Origin of the sequence: Pedobacter ghigonis (assembly GCF_903166585.1) — a bacterium.
In the GTDB taxonomy this organism is placed as follows: domain Bacteria; phylum Bacteroidota; class Bacteroidia; order Sphingobacteriales; family Sphingobacteriaceae; genus Pedobacter; species Pedobacter ghigonis.
This window is the reverse complement of the sequence record NZ_CAESCM010000003.1, coordinates 51597-69522: the sequence shown is the minus strand read 5'-3', so window position 1 is coordinate 69522 and position 17926 is coordinate 51597. Positions and strand designations below refer to the sequence as shown.

17 protein-coding genes are annotated in these 17926 nt (G+C 39.7%); 8 read left to right on the top strand and 9 right to left on the bottom strand.

Annotation, left to right across the window (positions count from 1 at the left end):
* Positions 1–20 precede the first annotated feature (20 nt).
* Together HWV58_RS05875 and HWV58_RS05870 are read left to right on the top strand one after the other, a co-directional pair.
* A complete protein-coding gene (locus HWV58_RS05875) occupies positions 21–989 on the top strand; it encodes a KpsF/GutQ family sugar-phosphate isomerase (protein ID WP_175633202.1) in 969 nt (322 codons plus the stop codon).
* A gap of 14 nt (positions 990–1003) precedes the next feature.
* Positions 1004–2095, top strand: a complete 1092-nt coding sequence (locus tag HWV58_RS05870) for a mannose-1-phosphate guanylyltransferase (RefSeq protein WP_175633201.1) — start codon at positions 1004–1006, stop codon at positions 2093–2095.
* A 105-nt stretch (positions 2096–2200) separates the two neighbouring features.
* Here HWV58_RS05870 and rlmB read toward each other — a convergent pair whose 3' ends face one another.
* Positions 2201–2968 carry a 23S rRNA (guanosine(2251)-2'-O)-methyltransferase RlmB gene (gene rlmB / locus HWV58_RS05865; RefSeq protein ID WP_175633200.1) on the bottom strand — a complete coding sequence of 256 codons (768 nt, stop codon included), beginning with the start codon at positions 2966–2968 and terminating at the stop codon, positions 2201–2203.
* Positions 2969–3169: 201 nt separating this feature from the next.
* On the opposite strand from rlmB, the gene dnaB reads away from it, so the two are divergent.
* On the top strand, positions 3170–4732 hold the full coding sequence (dnaB, locus tag HWV58_RS05860) for a replicative DNA helicase (RefSeq protein WP_166211723.1): 1563 nt from the start codon (positions 3170–3172) through the stop codon (positions 4730–4732).
* 1011 nt (positions 4733–5743) lie between these two features.
* Here dnaB and chrA read toward each other — a convergent pair.
* Complete coding sequence (gene chrA / locus HWV58_RS05855; RefSeq protein ID WP_175633199.1) at positions 5744–6961, bottom strand: chromate efflux transporter; 1218 nt, start codon at positions 6959–6961, stop codon at positions 5744–5746.
* Positions 6962–7024: 63 nt separating this feature from the next.
* Positions 7025–7360 carry a tetratricopeptide repeat protein gene (locus HWV58_RS05850; RefSeq protein ID WP_175633198.1) on the bottom strand — a complete coding sequence of 112 codons (336 nt, stop codon included), beginning with the start codon at positions 7358–7360 and terminating at the stop codon, positions 7025–7027.
* Positions 7361–7422: 62 nt separating this feature from the next.
* On the opposite strand from HWV58_RS05850, the gene HWV58_RS05845 reads away from it, so the two are divergent.
* From HWV58_RS05845 to HWV58_RS05825, 5 genes are all read left to right on the top strand, one after another.
* Complete coding sequence (locus HWV58_RS05845; RefSeq protein WP_175633197.1) at positions 7423–8160, top strand: electron transfer flavoprotein subunit beta/FixA family protein; 738 nt, start codon at positions 7423–7425, stop codon at positions 8158–8160.
* Positions 8161–8250: 90 nt separating this feature from the next.
* A complete protein-coding gene (locus HWV58_RS05840; RefSeq protein WP_175633196.1) occupies positions 8251–9219 on the top strand; it encodes an electron transfer flavoprotein subunit alpha/FixB family protein in 969 nt (322 codons plus the stop codon).
* A gap of 51 nt (positions 9220–9270) precedes the next feature.
* Entirely contained in the window at positions 9271–9885 is a 615-nt protein-coding gene (locus HWV58_RS05835) for a bifunctional nuclease family protein (protein ID WP_175633195.1), read from the top strand.
* Positions 9886–10071: 186 nt separating this feature from the next.
* A complete protein-coding gene (locus tag HWV58_RS05830; protein WP_175633194.1) occupies positions 10072–11451 on the top strand; it encodes a nucleoside permease in 1380 nt (459 codons plus the stop codon).
* A gap of 33 nt (positions 11452–11484) precedes the next feature.
* Positions 11485–12615, top strand: coding sequence for a DUF3667 domain-containing protein (locus tag HWV58_RS05825; RefSeq protein ID WP_175633193.1), 1131 nt, complete (start codon positions 11485–11487; stop codon positions 12613–12615).
* 230 nt (positions 12616–12845) lie between these two features.
* Here HWV58_RS05825 and HWV58_RS05820 read toward each other — a convergent pair whose 3' ends face one another.
* From HWV58_RS05820 to HWV58_RS05795, 6 genes are all read right to left on the bottom strand, one after another.
* Positions 12846–14135: a citrate synthase gene (locus tag HWV58_RS05820; RefSeq protein WP_175633192.1), complete on the bottom strand. Its 1290-nt coding sequence runs from the start codon at positions 14133–14135 to the stop codon at positions 12846–12848.
* Between the two features lie 132 nt (positions 14136–14267).
* Positions 14268–14798, bottom strand: coding sequence for a DUF3347 domain-containing protein (locus tag HWV58_RS05815; RefSeq protein WP_175633191.1), 531 nt, complete (start codon positions 14796–14798; stop codon positions 14268–14270).
* Positions 14799–14895: 97 nt separating this feature from the next.
* The gene (locus HWV58_RS05810) at positions 14896–15438 is read right to left on the bottom strand and encodes a porin family protein (protein ID WP_175633190.1); all 543 of its coding nucleotides are present in this window, start codon (positions 15436–15438) and stop codon (positions 14896–14898) included.
* Between the two features lie 152 nt (positions 15439–15590).
* Complete coding sequence (locus HWV58_RS05805; RefSeq protein ID WP_175633189.1) at positions 15591–16094, bottom strand: hypothetical protein; 504 nt, start codon at positions 16092–16094, stop codon at positions 15591–15593.
* A gap of 128 nt (positions 16095–16222) precedes the next feature.
* Complete coding sequence (miaA, locus tag HWV58_RS05800) at positions 16223–17143, bottom strand: tRNA (adenosine(37)-N6)-dimethylallyltransferase MiaA (RefSeq protein WP_175633188.1); 921 nt, start codon at positions 17141–17143, stop codon at positions 16223–16225.
* Positions 17143–17925: a hypothetical protein gene (locus tag HWV58_RS05795; protein WP_175633187.1), complete on the bottom strand. Its 783-nt coding sequence runs from the start codon at positions 17923–17925 to the stop codon at positions 17143–17145. The genes miaA and HWV58_RS05795 overlap by 1 nt, the downstream gene beginning before the upstream one ends.
* Position 17926 lies beyond the last annotated feature (1 nt).

The window sequence follows — 17926 nt, the reverse complement described above, 5'->3', positions numbered from 1 at the left end:
AACAGACAATTATTTTCTCTTTGAAAAGTAAAAAATCAATTATACAATCGGCTGTAAGCACCTTAGAGCTCGAAGCAGCAGCAATATTAAACGTTGCCAGAAATATCAACAACGATTTTGAAAAAGTCGTAACCAGCATTTTACACTGCAAAGGCCGGGTGATTGTAACCGGAATTGGCAAAAGTGCCATTATTGCCCAAAAAATTGTGGCAACCTTTAATTCAACCGGTACACCAGCCATATTTATGCATGCTGCCGATGCAATTCACGGCGATTTGGGCATGATCCAGATAAACGATGTCATTATCTGCCTCTCTAAAAGTGGCAATACGCCCGAAATTAAAGTACTTGTTCCTTTGCTCAAAACATCGGGCAACCTTTTAATTGGTATGGTGGGCGAATTAGGCTCTTTCCTGGCCGAACAGGCAGATCTGATTCTGAACACAGCTTTCGAAAAAGAAGCTTGCCCGCATAACTTGGCTCCAACAACCAGTACCACTGCACAACTGGCCCTGGGCGATGCCCTGGCTATATGTTTACTGGAATGCCGCGAGTTTAACGAAACCGATTTTGCCAAATACCACCCCGGCGGATCATTGGGTAAAAAACTTTATTTGAAAGCGAGAGACCTGGCCCTATCCAACGAAAAACCATCCATTTCGCCAGAGGCCTCCGTAAAAGATGTGCTGATCGAAATTAGTAAAAACCGTTTGGGTGCTGTAGCTGTTGTAGATAACAACAACCATGTACTTGGGGTAATTACCGACGGCGATATCAGAAGGATGTTGGAAAACAACAATACGATTGAAAATTTAAAAGCCGAAGATATTATGGGCAAAACACCAAAGAGCATCCAGCATGATGCATTGGCAGTGGATGCCCTGGAGATTATCAAACAAAATAACATAACACAGTTGTTAGTTCTGGAACAAAACACTTACTTTGGCATCATCCATTTACACGATCTCTTAAACGAGGGGATTGTGTAATTTTAAAACATAAAATGAATAAAGATTATTATGCCTTAATTATGGCCGGCGGCGTAGGAAGCCGTTTTTGGCCGGTAAGCAAAACAGAATATCCAAAACAGTTTATTGATTTCTTTGGCATTGGTAAAACACTGATACAAAGCACCTATGACAGATTTTTAAAAATCTGTCTGCCTGAGAATATTTTTATTGTTACCAACGAAATTTATGTAAACCTTGTAAAAGAACAACTACCGCAGTTAAGCGAAAACCAAATATTAGCAGAGCCCTTACTCAGAAATACAGCACCATGTATTGCCTACGGAAGTTTTAAAATTGCCGAATTAAATCCAAATTCGACCATTGTGGTTGCGCCTTCCGATCATACTATTGCTGATATGGATGAGTTTATAAAATCGATCGGACAGTCTTTGGATGCTGCTTCGAAAAACGATTGCCTGATTACTTTGGGCATTAAACCGAACCGCCCGGATACAGGCTATGGTTACATACAGCATACAGATTACGTACTCAATACCGATACCGATTTACACAAGGTTAAAACTTTTACAGAAAAACCTAACCTAGAACTGGCCAAATCGTTTATTCAAAGCGGCGACTTTTTGTGGAATGCGGGCATTTTTATCTGGTCGTCTAAAGCTATTTTGAAAGCTTTTGAGAAACACTTGCCAGATATGTATGAGATATTTAATCTGGGCCGGGCTGATATGAATACAACAGGTGAAAAAGAGTTTATCAACAACGCTTATTTCCAGTGCACCAATATTTCTATCGATTTTGGTATTATGGAAAAGGCAGAAAATGTCTACGTGCTTCCAGCCGATTTTGGTTGGTCGGATTTGGGTACCTGGGCTTCGATTTACGAGATGGCAGAGAAAGATTATGTCGGAAATGCCGTTATCCCTTCAGAGCAGGTAATTATGTTTGACTCATCGAACTGCATGGTAAATGTACCTAAAGATAAGCTGGTGATTATGCAGGGTCTGCACGATTACATTGTAGTAGAAAACAATAATATGCTGATGATTTGCCCCAGAAACGAAGAGCAACGCGTTAAAGAATTCGTTGCAGAAGTAAAATCGCGCTTCGGAAATAAATTTATATAAGGATGGAAAATGGATGAGGTAAGATGGTTGATGGAGCGTAGTTCGATATCCCCCATTTCCCATTTTCCCTCTTCCATCTCACATTTTCCCTCTTACATCCTTACCTTACACCTTCCTCTGTCTGATCGCTTCGTATAAAATTACCCCGGCTGCTACTGAAACATTCAGCGATTCGATTTTTCCCGCCATTGGTATTTTAGCCAAATGATCGGCTACCCTAAGTAAGTCGTTCGAAATTCCTTCATCTTCTGAGCCCATTACAATTGCCGTTGGCATGGTATAATCAGGCGCATATATTAAATCGTTTGTTTTTTCCGTACAAGCTACCACCTGTAAGCCGCTATCCTGTAAAAACAAGCAGGTTTTATGCAGGTTGGCGTGACGGCAAATCGGAATATTAAACAAAGCACCAGCAGATGTTTTAATGGCATCGGCATTGATCTGCGCCGCATTTTTTAACGGCACTACAATGGCATGAACGCCAACACAAGCAGCCGTACGGGCAATAGCGCCCATGTTACGTACATCGGTTACACTATCTAAAACCAGAATCAGCGGCACCTCTCCTTTTTCAAAAACGGCAGGTACAATATCTTCAATATTTTGATAGGTAATGGGCGATATTACAGCAATAATCCCCTGGTGGTTTTTCTGCGACATCCGGTTCAGTTTCTCGATAGGAACCGAATTTAAAGGGATTAAGGTATCTTTTAAAAGTGCCTTCAATTCTAAAAACAATTCGCCACCTAAACCACGTTGCTGATAAATGGTTTCAATATCTCTTCCAGCCTTAACAGCCTCTATTACAGCCCTGATACCAAATATAAACTCATTATTCTCTTTTGCGCGTTGTGGTCTTCTAAAATTATCCATGTTTTGAAATTGTTAGGCAAAAGTATTCAAATAAAATGTTTTAGCCCTCATCAATATTATTCTTATTCACATTTAATTGTTCAAAAAAAATTATCCTGGCCAAAAGGCTTAAAAAAATCAATTTGATTATGCTTCAATTTGTTAACAAAGAGCTAGTAACTTATTCAAGCAAGCCCATCAAAATTTAACTACTTTTGTGGAATGAGTAACGATAATGAACAAGGCGGAAAAAACAGCTTCGCTGCCCGAAAGAGCAGACTGAGCAATACAGTGAGTTCGATGGGGAAAATCCCACCACAGGCACTAGACCTGGAAGAGGCAGTTTTGGGAGCACTCATGCTCGAAAAAGATGCCCTATCGGCTGTAATTGATGTTTTAAAGCCGGATGTATTTTATAATATCGCCCATCAAAAGATTTTTGAGGCCATCCACGTTTTGTTCCAAAAATCGAAACCTGTAGATATTTTAACCGTTACTTCCGAATTGCGCACCATGGGCGCGCTGGAGATTGTTGGTGGTGCATATTACATCACCAGCCTAACCAACAGGGTTGCTTCTGCTGCCAATATTGAGTTTCATGCCCGTATTATCTCTCAGAAATATATCCAGCGCGAGCTGATCAGGATATCGACTGAAATTATTACCAATGCTTACGAAGATACCACTGATATTTTCGATTTGCTTGACCAGGCTGAAAAAGGGCTTTTCGAAATTGCCCAGAATAACCTGCGAAGAGATACGCAGAAAATGGAGGATATCATTAAGCAGTCCTTAGCATCACTCGAAGAATTAAGAACAAAAACAGATGGTTTAACGGGGGTTCCAACCGGTTTTACAGGCTTAGATAGAATTACAGGGGGTTGGCAAAAACAGGATTTGGTAATTATCGCGGCTCGTCCGGCGATGGGAAAAACGGCCTTCGTACTTACCTGTGCACGTAACGCAACGGTTGATTTTGCCAAACCATGTGTGGTGTTCTCTTTGGAGATGTCGTCGGTTCAGCTGGTTAATCGTCTTATTTCGGGAGAAGCCGAAATTGAGCAGGAAAAAATCAGAAAAGGAAATTTACAGGAGTGGGAATGGCAACAGCTGCACAGTAAAATTGGCCGCTTAACCGAAGCTCCCCTATTAATTGACGATACCCCTGCACTAAATATTTTTGAGTTCAGGGCTAAATGCCGTAGGTTAAAATCGCAGTACGACATTCAACTGGTAATTGTCGATTACTTGCAGCTAATGCATGGTAAAGGCGAAGGTAAAGGTGGTGGTAACCGTGAGCAGGAAATCGGTAGTATTTCGAGGGCGCTAAAATCTGTTGCCAAAGAACTCGATGTGCCGGTACTGGCACTATCACAGTTAAGTCGTGCGGTAGAGAGTAGACCTGGTTTACAGGGAAAAAGGCCAATGTTATCCGATTTACGTGAATCAGGTTCAATTGAGCAGGATGCGGATATGGTATTGTTCTTATACCGCCCTGAATATTATGGTATTACCGAAGATGAGCAAGGAAGATCGCAGGCGGGTATTGGTGAGGTAATTATTGCGAAGCACCGTAACGGTGAAACCGGTATTGTACCGCTTAAATTCGTAGGTAAGTTTGTTAAATTCCAGGATCTTGAAGATGATTTTAATGCACCACCAAGTTCTTTTGCAGCCGATCCGGCAGCCGGAATGTACCCATCGCAAGATTTTGAAAAGCAAAGTAATGTGATTATCCGTCCTTCAAAAATGGATGATTATAGTGATGATGATCCACCGTTTTAATAATCAGTTGTCATCCTCAGCCTCCCAATGAATCGAAAAAGGTAGTCGAAGGACCCGGTTAACTAAATCCAGCTATGATCCTTGTAATCAGGATCACACCATAAATAAAAAGGCCTGTATTCTTATCAGATACAGGCCCTTTTCGTTTTTAACCAGACACTTCTCAAAATAATCAATATTAGTGACAGCCCCTCCGGGGTCTTCATTGCGAGAAGGCTTTTTCAGCCGACGAAGCAATCTTACAACGATCGCTGCTTATCAAGCGCATTAAGATTGCTTTGTCGTTCCTCCTCGCAATGACGAGTGTTTTATATATCTGATACACCTGTGATTTTTATTTATTTTTAAACCGCTTCACATTTTTTAGCTAAAACCTATAATTACAGGTCCCAGACATATAGAAACGTTTAAATTTCTGAGAAAAATGACAGCTCCTTCGGAGCCGAGAACCACGAAGTGCTCAACGACACTAAATCTATCTTTATAGATTTCTCCCCGCCTGTACGGGCAGGCATTCCGCCGCCGGTGAAAAACCGCCTGGCTCCAATCGAAATGATGATTCTGCTCAAATGGGCGGTGGGGACACCGCCCACTAGACACGCTATAGGTGGGTGTCCCCACCTACCTAGATCATTACAAGCTCGGAACATATATTTATTAACCAAAAACATATAATTATAAGCTCAGAGCATATATTGATTAAACAAAACATATAATTATAAGCTCGGAGCATATATTGATTAACTAAAAACATATAATTATAAGCTCAGAGCATATATTGATTAAACAAAAACATATAATTATAAGCTCGGAGCATATATTGATTAACTAAAAACATATAATTATAAGCTCAGAGCATATATTGTTTAGCTAAAAACCTATAATTAAAAGTTCGGGAGGTATGTTTCTCTATTGGGCGGTGCAGACACCGCTCAATAGCGCTTGCTAGAGGTGGGGGTCCTCACCCACCAGATAGATCATTATAGCTTCCGGAGATATTTTATTCTGATACTAAAACAAATAGGCTAGTAATATACCGGCCAATACGATAATTGGCGGGCTCACCTTTGTAAAGTTGAGTAACAAAAACGTAACCAGCATAATGCCTAAAAACAGCCAGTTAAAACCCATAGGAATTAACAGCAGAATAAACGCGGCAATAATAAAACCAACACTTACTGCATTAATACCCGAAAGGCTGTGCTTAATTCGCGAGATTTTTTTAAGGTCATCCCAAAAAGGTACGATAAACAAAACGAGAATTAATCCCGGTAAATTAACACCGATTACACCAATTAAACCGCCTAAAATCTGCCCCCATAGGCCATAGCCAAAATTTTTCATGCTTAATGCCCCCAGGTAGCTGGTAAAAGAGAAGGTTGGTCCGGGTAAGGCCTGTTGCAGCGCAAAACCCGATAAAAAACCCGAGGCATGCAGATAATGCTTCATCTCCACAAACTCGGTAAACATTAAAGGCACCAGCACCTGCCCGCCTCCAAAAACCAGTATGCCGTTACGGTAAAAATTCTCCAGTAAACGGATAGGCAAACTAAAAGGCGATGTACGGTTAATGATAGCGCCCACCAGGGCGAAAAGCAATAAGGCACCCAAAAAATAAATTAATTTCCGGGGATTAACGTTCGAAAACAGTTTAACCCTGAGTTCGGCTTCCTCTTTCGGGGTTTCGATGGCCGATGAGATCATCCCACCGATTAATATCGATAATGGAAAAACATAGGCATTACGCAAAACCAATGTAGCAATAACCGAAGCAATGGCCAGGAATATCGATACCTGAGAAGAAAGTACCTTTTTGCCCAGCTGCCAGGCACCATAAGCCACAATACCGAGGGCAATGGGCTGGATATATTCTAAAACTGCATTAAATTTTTGCTTCTGATCGAGCATGGCATAACTGATAGCAGCAAAAGTCATAATACTTGCCGTTGGTAAAATCCAGATCAGGAAGGTAATGATAGCCAGTTTCAGCTTTCCCACTTTCCAGGCTATACCTACCAATGTTTGCGTAGAGGCCGGTCCGGGCAATACCTGCGCCAACGCATTTAACTCCAAAAGCTCCTCTTCTGAGATAAATTTAGTGCTCTGTACAAAATATTTAAGCAATAAAGCCAGATGCGCCTGTGCCCCACCAAAAGAGGTGAATGTAAAAAAAATAACATTCCGGATAAACAGCCACTGCTTTTTGGCAGCAATAGGTTTGGGTTGCATTAATCTAAACTGATAACTGTAATTTACAAACTGTCAATTGATAACTGTTAACTGAAAATTGGGTTAATCATCTTCATAATCTAATCCTGCTGCCGAATTATAAGCGCCTTGCAATTCGGAGAAAGCATGCATATCGCGCTTATTTCGTGCTACCTGCATTCCCTTCTGGTAAATTTCAATCGCCTTTTCTTTCTGGCCATCTTTCTCCAGTAACTTGCCGAGGTGGTAATAGGTGCCTACGTAATCGGGATGCTGATCAGTTAACTGAAGGTAAAAAGAATAGGCTTTTTCTTTATCATTTTGCGCGTTATACTCTGTGGCTAAGGCATATAGTATAAACGGATCGTTGGGATCACTTTCTAAAAAATCTAATAACTTACTTAAACGGGTTGTTGACATTTTTATTCCTTGCTTTTTTAATTAAATTTGCAGAAAGACCTTATATAATAAACATATAACATATGAAAATATTAGTTTGTATCAGTAATGTGCCAGACACAACGACAAAAATAACTTTTACCAACGATAATACCGAATTCAATGCCGCAGGAGTACAATATATTGTTAACCCGTACGACGAAATTGCTTTAGCAAGGGCAATTGAGCTAACTGAAGGTGGTAAAGGAACAGTAACCGTTATCAATGTTGGCGAAGCCGCCAACGATCCAACCATCAGAAAAGCACTGGCAATTGGTGCCGATGATGCCGTTAGGGTAAATGCAGCTCCAAGAGATGCTTATTTTGTGGCTAAGCAAATTGCAGAATACGCTAAAGACAAAGATTTCAATGTTATTTTAACCGGTCGCGAATCTATCGATTACAATGGTAACCAGGTTGCAGCCATGGTTGGCGAATTTTTAGATATCCCTTCAGTATCAATTATTAAAAAACTTGATATAGACGGTGATACTGCAACTATCGAAAGAGAAATTGAAGGTGGTAAAGAAGTATTAACCGTTTCGGGTAAATTTGTAGCCAGCTGTGCTGAAGGTGTAGCAGAACCTAAAATCCCTAACATGCGCGGTATCATGAGCGCAAGAACAAAACCTTTGGCAGTTGTAGAGGCTGTGGCCATCGATGAAGTTACCAGGGTAACTAAATACGAAACCCCTGCCCCTCGCGGAACCGTAAAATTAATTCCTGCCGATCAAACCGAGCAGCTAATTAACCTGTTACATAGCGAAGCTAAGGTAATCTAGTCAGTTAGCAATTCAGTTGCCTGACCGAGCAGAGATAAATCAATAATAATAAATTATAATACTCCCGCTAAGGGATTTAAGGATAAATATATGTCAGTATTAGTATATGTAGAACAAGCTGAAGGCAAATTTAAGAAATCAGTATTCGAAGCTGTTTCTTATGCCAAAGCCATTGCCGATCAACAATCTACCAGCTTAACCGCCATTTCTATTGGCGATGTTGCCGAAAGTGAATTAAAAGAACTTGGAAAATACGGTGCAGCCAAAGTATTAAATGTAAGTGCCGATCAGTTAAAATCTTTCGTTAACCAGGCTTATGCCAGTGTTATTGCTGCTGCTGCCGAGAAAGAAGGTGCAGCAATTGTGGTATTATCTAACTCTTTCTCAGGTAAAGGTTTAGCGCCACGTATTGCAGTAAAACTTAAAGCAGGTTTAGCCGATGGCGCTGTTGAATTGCCAAGTACTGACGGTAAATTTGCAGTTAAGAAAACCGCTTTCTCTGGGAAGGCTTTTGCAATTACCGAATTAACTTCTGCCAACAAAGTAATTGCTTTAAACCCGAATGCATTTGGTGTTAAAGAAAATGCTACCGATGTAACTATAGAAAACTTTGCCGCTGATGTTAAACAATCAGACCTGGGCACTGTTATTAAAGATATTGTAAGGGCTACCGATAAAGTTTCGTTACCTGATGCTGAGCTGGTAGTATCGGCAGGCAGAGGCTTAAAAGGCCCTGAAAACTGGGGAATGATTGAAGAGCTTGCCGGCTTATTGGGTGCTGCTACTGCTTGTTCTAAACCAGTTTCTGATGCAGATTGGAGACCTCACTCGGAGCACGTTGGACAGACTGGTATTGCCATCAGCCCGAATTTATACATTGCAATTGGTATTTCTGGCGCTATCCAGCACCTGGCAGGCGTAAGTTCATCGAAAGTGATTGTAGTAATTAACAAAGATCCGGAAGCTCCTTTCTTCAAAGTAGCCGATTACGGTATCGTTGGTGATGCTTTTGAAGTTGTACCAAAATTAATTGAGGCATTAAAAGCACATAAGGGATAATATTTTACAGACCTTATAGGTTTTAAAAACCTGTAAGGTCTTATCGTAAATATGAAAAAAGTTAAATTAGATATTGTAGGTTTATCTTACAGCCAGACGCAATCTGGTGCTTATGCCCTTGTTTTAGGAGAAGTGAACGGACGCAGGCGCTTACCCATTATTATCGGTGCCTTCGAAGCCCAGGCCATTGCCATAGAAATTGAAAAAATGACTCCAAGCAGGCCATTAACGCACGACCTGTTTAAATCGATGGCTGATACTTTTCATATCAACATTCAGGAAATCATTATCTACAATCTGGTTGACGGTGTTTTTTATGCCAAACTGATTTGTAGCGACGGCAAAAACACGCATGAAGTTGATGCCCGTACCTCGGACGCAATCGCACTGGCGGTAAGGTTTAACGCCATGATTTATACCTACGAATTTATCCTCGCTTCTGCAGGGATTGTAATTGAAGGAAATGATTTTCTTTTTCTCGAAAATATGGATTCGATTGCTAAGGAACCTGAAGCCGACACCTTGCCTACCGCAGGCCAGCAACCGGGCTATAGCGATCTTACCTTAGAAGAGTTGCAACAAAAACTACAGGAGGCCATAGCTGAAGAAGCCTATGAAAAAGCCGCAAGGTTAAGAGATGAACTGAATAAACGCGGAACATCCTAATTTTCCCTCCTTAGGTATTAAAAAAAATAAATCTTTTCAGATTTTTCTACAAAATCTTCCCAATAAAAAAGCTAAAATCCAAAATGATCCAAATTGTTTAAAATAATTAAGGCTCATTTTGGATTATGACTTAAAATAGTTCTATATTCAGCTTTTACTTTCAAAAATCAAAACTAAACTATTATTATGAACGTTAAGTTTCGCTTAACTATAATGAGTTTCATGCAATTCTTTGTATGGGCTGCCTGGTTAATTACAATTGCAAATTATTGGTTTGGAACCAAACAATGGGATGGCGCAGATTTTGGAATCATTTTTTCTACAATGGGCATTGCCTCGCTGTTTATGCCTACAATTACCGGTATTTTAGCTGATAAATGGATCAACGCAGAAAAACTTTATGCTATTCTGCATATTCTTTACGCAGCAACCATGTTTTATCTGCCACAGGTAGATAACCCACACACCTTTTTCTGGGTAATACTGGTGGCCATGTGTTTTTACATGCCAACCATTGCGCTAAGCAACTCTATTAGCTACACTACCCTAAAAAACGGCAATTTCGATGTGATTAAAGACTTTCCACCCATCCGGGTTTGGGGTACCATCGGTTTCATTGCTGCCATGTGGATTACCAATTTAACGGGCAATAAAGCCAGTGCCAACCAGTTTTACATTGCTGGTATAAGTGCCTTGCTTTTAGGGGTATATTCTTTTACACTGCCGGCCTGTAAGCCACTTAACTTAATCAGCGACAAGAAAACATTTGCACAAAAACTTGGGCTCGAATCTTTTAAGCTTTTTGCCGATTATAAAATGGCCTTGTTTTTTATTTTCTCGATGTTTTTAGGGGCGGCATTACAGTTAACCAATGCTTATGGCGATGTTTTTTTAGATGAATTTAAGTTATTCCCGGTTTTTGCCGAATCATTTGTAATTAAATATTCAACCATCATTTTATCGATTTCGCAGGTATCTGAAACACTTTTTATCCTCGCTATCCCCTTCTTCTTGAAGAGATTTGGAATTAAATGGGTTATTGCCATTGCGATGTTTGCCTGGGTGTTACGTTTTGGTTTATTTGCCTACGGCGATCCGTCAACCAATCTCTGGATGATTATTACTTCTTGTATCGTTTACGGTATGGCATTCGATTTCTTTAACATATCGGGATCGTTGTTTGTAGAAACATCTACTGCACCAAAAATCCGTTCTTCTGCCCAGGGTTTATTCATGATGATGACCAATGGCTTTGGAGCCGTATTCGGCAGTTTGGTTTCAGGCTGGATGATTAGCCGTTTCTTTACTACTTATTATCATAGTATTGGTTCACTTTCCAAATATGTAAGAAGTGAAGAAGACAACGTACACTTGCTTAAATTCCTTAAAAACAAAGGCATTGATGTGCTGCCAAACGGAGATTTGAGCAGGGCATTAGATGTAAAAGACTGGCATAACATCTGGCTAACTTTTACCATTTATGTGCTCATTATTGCAGTCGTTTTTGTTGTAATATTTAAGCATAAACACACCCGTGCCGAAGTAGAAGCCATTAATCATTTATAATTTCCACATTAAATAATTTCCGAATAACCTCTTATGTCAGCCGGTAAGTACAGAAAAGAACACGATTGTTTAAACTGTGGTTCGCATGTAGAATCACATTATTGCAGTAAATGCGGTCAGCCCAATTTAGAGTTAAAAGAAAGTTTCTGGGCTTTTATTAGTCATAGTATTGCCCATTATTTTCATTTCGATAACAAATTTTTCCAAACGCTTGCCCCACTCCTAACCAAACCCGGTAAAGTTACACTCGATTATCTGGCAGGTAAAAGAGCCAGGTACATCAACCCGGTAAGCATGTACATTTTTGTTTCGATTGTATATTTTTTGGTGGTTTATTCGCCCAAGCATGTAGCAAAGGAGAAGCATGACGAGGATGGAATCACGGTTGAAAAGAAAAAAAATCAGAATGTAACCGATAGTGTAAGCAGAGCGCTTAAACTTGCAGGAATGCCTGCTGATAATGCCATTATTAAAAAGACAGTAAAATCTTTAGATAATGCGATAAAGATTAAAGAATTTAAAAAGCTGGGCTTTAAAGATCAGGAAACTGAGCTGAGCCGGTTAAAAGCTGAAAACGTTACACTTAAATCTGATTCGCTCGAAGAGATTATTGATGAGTACAGTGATATCCATATCGAAAGGAACGACAGTACTTATGCAGCATATCTGGTACGCCAGCAAAAACTTCCTTCGGCCGATCAGGATAGCTGGTACGAAAAGCTAATCAAAAAGAGGGCGATCACCATTGGCGAAAAATCGGAGGTAATTAATGAAACCCTGGAGCATAACCGGCCAAAACAATACTTTTTACTGATGCCCTTACTGGCGCTTTTTATCATGTGGAATTTCAGGAAAAATCACATTTATTATTTAAATCACCTGATTTTTACCATCCATGGAATGACAGCCTATTTCATTGTTGAAATTTTCACTCAACCCTTAATGAAACATGTATTGAAAGGCACCGGGTTTTTAACCACAATTATCGAATTGGGCGTGCTGGTTTGGATCTGTTGGTACATGTTTAGCGCATTAAAAGTATTCTATCAACGTAAAACCGGCAGCATTATCGTTAAAATGTTCTGGATCTTTGCACTGTACTGGATTGCCTTTAAAGTATCGGAAATGGTAATGATTAATTTAATTTATTACGTAGCTACGTAACCCGCGCTTCGTTACTACTGAAGAAGAGTCGTCATCTCGACCAGAACGCAGTGGAGCGGAGAGATCTAATTCAAAAGTGTTATCGGAATAGCTCTCTCCCCGCCTGTACGGGCAGACATTCCGTTGCACTTCATCTGATAGCTATCCGATCGAGATGACGGCTATTATAAAAAAGTATTACGCAAAAAAACCACCCGGATTTCGAGTGGTTTTTTTTATGCTTAATGAAACTATTTTCTGTCTTTAATCTCCACAAATTCTCTATCAGTTTCGCCAACGTAAACCTGACGCGGACGGCCGATTGGTTCTTTGTTCTCATGCATTTCTTTCCACTGTGCAATCCATCCCGGTAAACGTCCTAAAGCAAAAAGAACGGTAAACATTTCTGATGGGAAGCCTAATGCGCGGTAAATAATACCTGAATAAAAATCTACGTTCGGATATAATTTTCTGTCGATGAAATATTGATCGGTTAAGGCTGCTTCTTCCAGTTTTTTAGCAATTTCTAAAATCGGATCGTCGATACCTAAATTCTCTAAAATATCATCGCAAGCTTTTTTAATGATTTTTGCTCTTGGATCGAAGTTTTTGTAAACCCTGTGTCCAAAGCCCATCATACGGAAAGGATCATTTTTATCTTTAGCCTTGGCAATCCATTTTTCAGTATCGCCACCATCTGCTTTAATCAGTTCGAGCATATCGATAACTGCCTGGTTTGCACCACCGTGAAGCGGCCCCCAAAGTGCAGCAATACCTGCCGAAACAGATGCGTATAAATTACAATCAGACGAACCTACAATACGTACGGTAGATGCTGAACAGTTTTGCTCGTGATCTGCATGCAGGATCAGCAATTTGTTCATCGCGTTTACCACAATCGGGTTTACTTCATAATCTTCAGTACGCTGGCCAAATGTCATCCAAAGGAAATTGGTAACATAATCGTATTTATTTTTTGGATAGATAAGCGGGTGGCCTAATGATTTTTTATAGATAAACGAAACTATCGTTGGCAACTTAGCCAGTAATTTAATAATGGTTAGGTTTTGCTCTTCTGCAGTTTGGTTTGGCTTTAAACATTCAGGATAAAATGTAGATAAAGAGAAGATTAGAGATCCTAACTGACCCATTGGATGAGATCTTGACGGATAACCATCAAAGAATTTCTTCATATCCTCATGAATCAGGGTGTGCTTGCTGATCTCTTTCTGAAAGTCGTCTAATTGCGTTTGTGTTGGAAGCTCTCCATAAATAACCAGGTAAGCAACTTCTAAAAATCCCGACTTTTCGGCAAGCTCCTCAATGCCGTAACCTCTGTATTTTAGTATGCCTTTTTCACCATCTAAAAAAGTGATTTTGCTTTTTGTAGAACCTGTATTTTTAAAACCAGTATCTAAAGTTACAAAACCTGTAAGATCTCTTAATTTTGAAATATCAATGGCCTTTTCGTCTTCTGTTCCTGTAATTACTGGCAATTCTATTGTCTTACCATCAACTTTGATCTCTGCAATATCTGACATATTATTGTATTGTGTTTATAGCTTTCTAAATTATATAAAATTAATATACATGCATAACAAATCTGTTAAATTAATATGAATAATTAGTCAGGATGACGTAACAATCATGCTTAATAAAACAAATCGTGCCTGTTATTTCGATTTGATTTCTTCCACTACCCTTCCGCACTCAAGCATCTCGTTTCCGTAGTAAGGATTTTTAACTTCCTTTTCAGTTGATAGCCAGTCGCCACCGTCGCCTTTATTGGCCATCGGGCAATGCTGTACATAAATGGTTCCATTTTCGATTTCAGCATTTTTAACCAGAGCAATTAAATCGGCGCTTAAAACCGTGAAGTCTTTTCTTTGTGTTACCAGATTACTACTGCCTGCAATTTTACCCGCAACCTCGGCAGTAAGTTCGCAACCTTCGTAAGCTGCCAAACTATTTTTCAAAGCTTCGGCTGTTTTTTGTGCAACCGCAGCATCAGATTTTACCAATGCATTTTTCAGTTCAACATATTGAGCAAAAATTACCGATTTTTTTTCATCTTTTATCGTTACAGCGTTTTTAACGCTTACCGAATCTGTTTTTACGGAATCTTTATTTTCAGTAGTCTTTTTTTCTGACTGATTGCAGGCCATTAGTGCGGTTATGATGGCTATTCCGAATATTTTTTTCATTGTATTTGGTTTTCGGCTCAAAATAGCAATTAAAATGTTAAATTAATAAAAAAAGCCCTGCTAATTGCAGGGCTTCTTAAAATAAATGATATTTTAATTATAATTTAAAATTATAACCTATACGCAGGTTGTATTGGCCTGTTTTCATGAAATACAGATCAGACGCGCTATTGTTTACGTAGCCCTCGTAACGGGCACCAATTTCCAGTCCATTGTTCCATTCGTAGCCTAAACCACCGGTGTAAATAAAGTTCATTTGCGCACTTTCTTTAACGGCCAGGCCTGTACCCAGGCCACCGCTCAAATACATCCTGTCTATTACATAGGTTTTAACACCACCCATTAGCGGAATAAACTGAAAATTTAAAGGGCTGCCTTTCCATCTTAACCGGGTATAACCTGCAGAAGCGGTTAAAGCAACATCTTTAGTTAAATCGTATTGCAATTTTACGTCTGCGCCGTAGCCATAATCCATTTCAGAACGATCTGGAAACAATCCGGCGTTAACACCAACTCCTATTTTAAAGGCCATGCCATTTGTACTCGTTGTCTGGCTCATTTCTTGGGCTTTTAAACTGCTGGTGCTTAATATTGCAAGTGCGGTTAATGCCGTTGCAAAAAGTCTGGTAATTGTTTTCATTGGTAGAGTATTTAAGTTATCAAATAAAGGTTTAAATGATATACGACAAAACCAGGCTACCAGATTTTAAATTTTCATTTTTTTCAGAATACTATGAAATAAAAAAGCCTCCTTTTAAAAAAGGAGGCTTCTCATTATAATAAAGGGAATGATTACAAACTAAATCCGTAAGCTAATCTAATTCCGGCAAAACCAATACTGCCATTATTAGAGTAACCTTCATATTTGGCTGCTAAATCTAATCCATTACTCCAGGCATAACCTATTGCTGGCGAATAAACGAATGAAGTACCCGAACCTTTGTTGGTACCGAAACCAGCACCAATTTCTGCAAGACCATAAGCACCTGCACCAGAATCGTCAAAGAAATACTTGGCACCTGCTTTAACAGGGATTACACCAAAGCTTCCACCACCGTATGAATCTTTAATAGAAAAGTTATTATAACCAGCGGTTACCGGAATAGATAATTGCTTATCTACATTAAATTGATATCTAATATCACCACCTATCACTAAACCATATCCAGTTGATGTTCCCGCTCCTACATTTAATCCTATTCCTAAATTCCGACTTGATTGCGCATTGACATTTGTAGTAAAGAATAGAGCCACAACAGCTGCTGATGTAGCAATAATTTTCGTAATTGTTTTCATGTTTAAGATATTGTTTTTTGAGTTAAACTAATATGCTTCTACAAACACAAAGGCTGTGCCAAAAGGGCTTTTTAAGCACTTTTTAACCCATAAAGTAGCCTTAAAATAACTAATTTGACTTAATTAAACTACGATAAAACTTTTTGCAATACCAGCTGTTTTAACTGATTGGAATCTGCCGAAGCATCGAGCCAGATGATGTCGACATTGTCCTTTTCCATCTTCCTGAAAAAGGTATTCTGCCTTTTGGCATACTGGCAAATGGCAATGCCTAACCTAAGCTTCAACTCTTCTAGTGTGAGTAACCCATCGAGGTAATTCACGATAATCTTATATTCGAGTCCGTAGAAGATGAGCATCTCTTTACTTATGCCTGCCCGCAGCAATTGTTGCACCTCTTCTATTAAACCTGCTTTAAAACGTTCGTCTAAGCGGGCCAGTATTTTAGCACGAGTAACTTCTACCTCGTTCTTTAAGCCAAAAATAATAGGCTTGAGTACTGGCCGGTCAATCGTTTCGAGCGCATTCTCCTTTAAATAAGCTACAATTTCCAATGCCCTGATTAACCTTTTTTTAGAAGATAGATCAACATGCCCTACATTTTGATTGGGATTGTTTTGCAGTTGCATAATCAGTTCTTCTTTTGAAAGCAACTCCAGTTGATCTCTAAAAGACTGATTGACAGGGATAGCGGTAAAAGTTTGGTTCTGCAGCAGACTATGAATGTACATCCCGGTACCACCACAAAGGATCGGTATTTTATTTCGGCTGGTAATCTGCTCAAAAGCTTCGTAAAAATCGTTCTTAAAAGCATCTACATGATATCGTTCGCCGGGCTCTAAAATATCAATCAGATGGTGAGAAATCGTAATATCTGCTAAATTATACTCCTGAAGGTCTTTCCCTGTGCCAATATCCATTTGCTTAAAAACCTGACGGCTATCGGCACTGATAATTTCGCCATTTAAAGCATGCGCCACCTGCACAGCCAGCTTGGTTTTGCCCGATGCCGTTGCGCCTAAAATGATGATGAGGTTGTGCTGATCCATTAAAATTGAAGTATGAATTTTAAACTTCCGGTATTAAATATTTGTGCAGCTACAGTTTGCGCATCTTTAATCAACTGGCGCTGAAGCTGTTCATTTAAGCGGTAGTATTGAGGGGCTATAGCTGTTGTTTGTAAGAAGCCGAGCCTCAAATACGCTTCGCCTGCCGACCAATCCCGATCGGCATAAGTCATTACATCGTTAGGCTGATGTAATGCTGCAAAATACGAAATGAGTTTGCTCAGGCCACCTGTGATGGAATAGCCTGCCTTCACAGCAAACCTGATCAGCTCTGCCGATTTATAGTTTTCGGTATGGTTCATTTTACGGAGGGCAGAAAAAGTTGCTACGGCAACGAGTTCTTCTTTTTCGAACAAACCTATTTTATAACGGCTGCTCACCGCGCCCTGCAAATGGTTATCATTTAAAAAAGTATCGGCTACTGGTTTGGCTATTTTTTGAACCTTTGTTTTACGGCCGTGAATCCGTTTATTCTGGCCAAGTAATGAAGTAAGCCTGGCTAATACCTGTGCAGTTTTCGAACGCCAAATGTCTTCCCAAAGGTGAATAAGCTTGATATTTGCTATGGCATATTTTTCCTGAAGCTGAATAAGGTTTTGCGGGCTGAACGGATGATTTAAACTCACCAAATGGATGATGAGCTGATCGGTTAACTTTAACAATTGAAATGGTCCTTCTGAAAAGAATCTGCCATTAACCTGACTAGCGGCAAGTGCCTTTATTAATTCATTGTGCCAGTTGCTATCGGAAGTTAAAATGCTCAAT

Coding starts and splice junctions, on each gene's coding strand:
- HWV58_RS05870 (WP_175633201.1), top strand. CDS start 1,004: ATGAATAAAGATTATTATGCCTTAATTATGGCCGGCGGCGTAGGAAGC.
- rlmB (WP_175633200.1), bottom strand. CDS start 2,968: ATGGATAATTTTAGAAGACCACAACGCGCAAAAGAGAATAATGAGTTT.
- dnaB (WP_166211723.1), top strand. CDS start 3,170: ATGAGTAACGATAATGAACAAGGCGGAAAAAACAGCTTCGCTGCCCGA.
- chrA (WP_175633199.1), bottom strand. CDS start 6,961: ATGCAACCCAAACCTATTGCTGCCAAAAAGCAGTGGCTGTTTATCCGG.
- HWV58_RS05850 (WP_175633198.1), bottom strand. CDS start 7,360: ATGTCAACAACCCGTTTAAGTAAGTTATTAGATTTTTTAGAAAGTGAT.
- HWV58_RS05845 (WP_175633197.1), top strand. CDS start 7,423: ATGAAAATATTAGTTTGTATCAGTAATGTGCCAGACACAACGACAAAA.
- HWV58_RS05840 (WP_175633196.1), top strand. CDS start 8,251: ATGTCAGTATTAGTATATGTAGAACAAGCTGAAGGCAAATTTAAGAAA.
- HWV58_RS05835 (WP_175633195.1), top strand. CDS start 9,271: ATGAAAAAAGTTAAATTAGATATTGTAGGTTTATCTTACAGCCAGACG.
- HWV58_RS05830 (WP_175633194.1), top strand. CDS start 10,072: ATGAACGTTAAGTTTCGCTTAACTATAATGAGTTTCATGCAATTCTTT.
- HWV58_RS05825 (WP_175633193.1), top strand. CDS start 11,485: ATGTCAGCCGGTAAGTACAGAAAAGAACACGATTGTTTAAACTGTGGT.
- HWV58_RS05820 (WP_175633192.1), bottom strand. CDS start 14,135: ATGTCAGATATTGCAGAGATCAAAGTTGATGGTAAGACAATAGAATTG.
- HWV58_RS05815 (WP_175633191.1), bottom strand. CDS start 14,798: ATGAAAAAAATATTCGGAATAGCCATCATAACCGCACTAATGGCCTGC.
- HWV58_RS05810 (WP_175633190.1), bottom strand. CDS start 15,438: ATGAAAACAATTACCAGACTTTTTGCAACGGCATTAACCGCACTTGCA.
- HWV58_RS05805 (WP_175633189.1), bottom strand. CDS start 16,094: ATGAAAACAATTACGAAAATTATTGCTACATCAGCAGCTGTTGTGGCT.
- miaA (WP_175633188.1), bottom strand. CDS start 17,143: ATGGATCAGCACAACCTCATCATCATTTTAGGCGCAACGGCATCGGGC.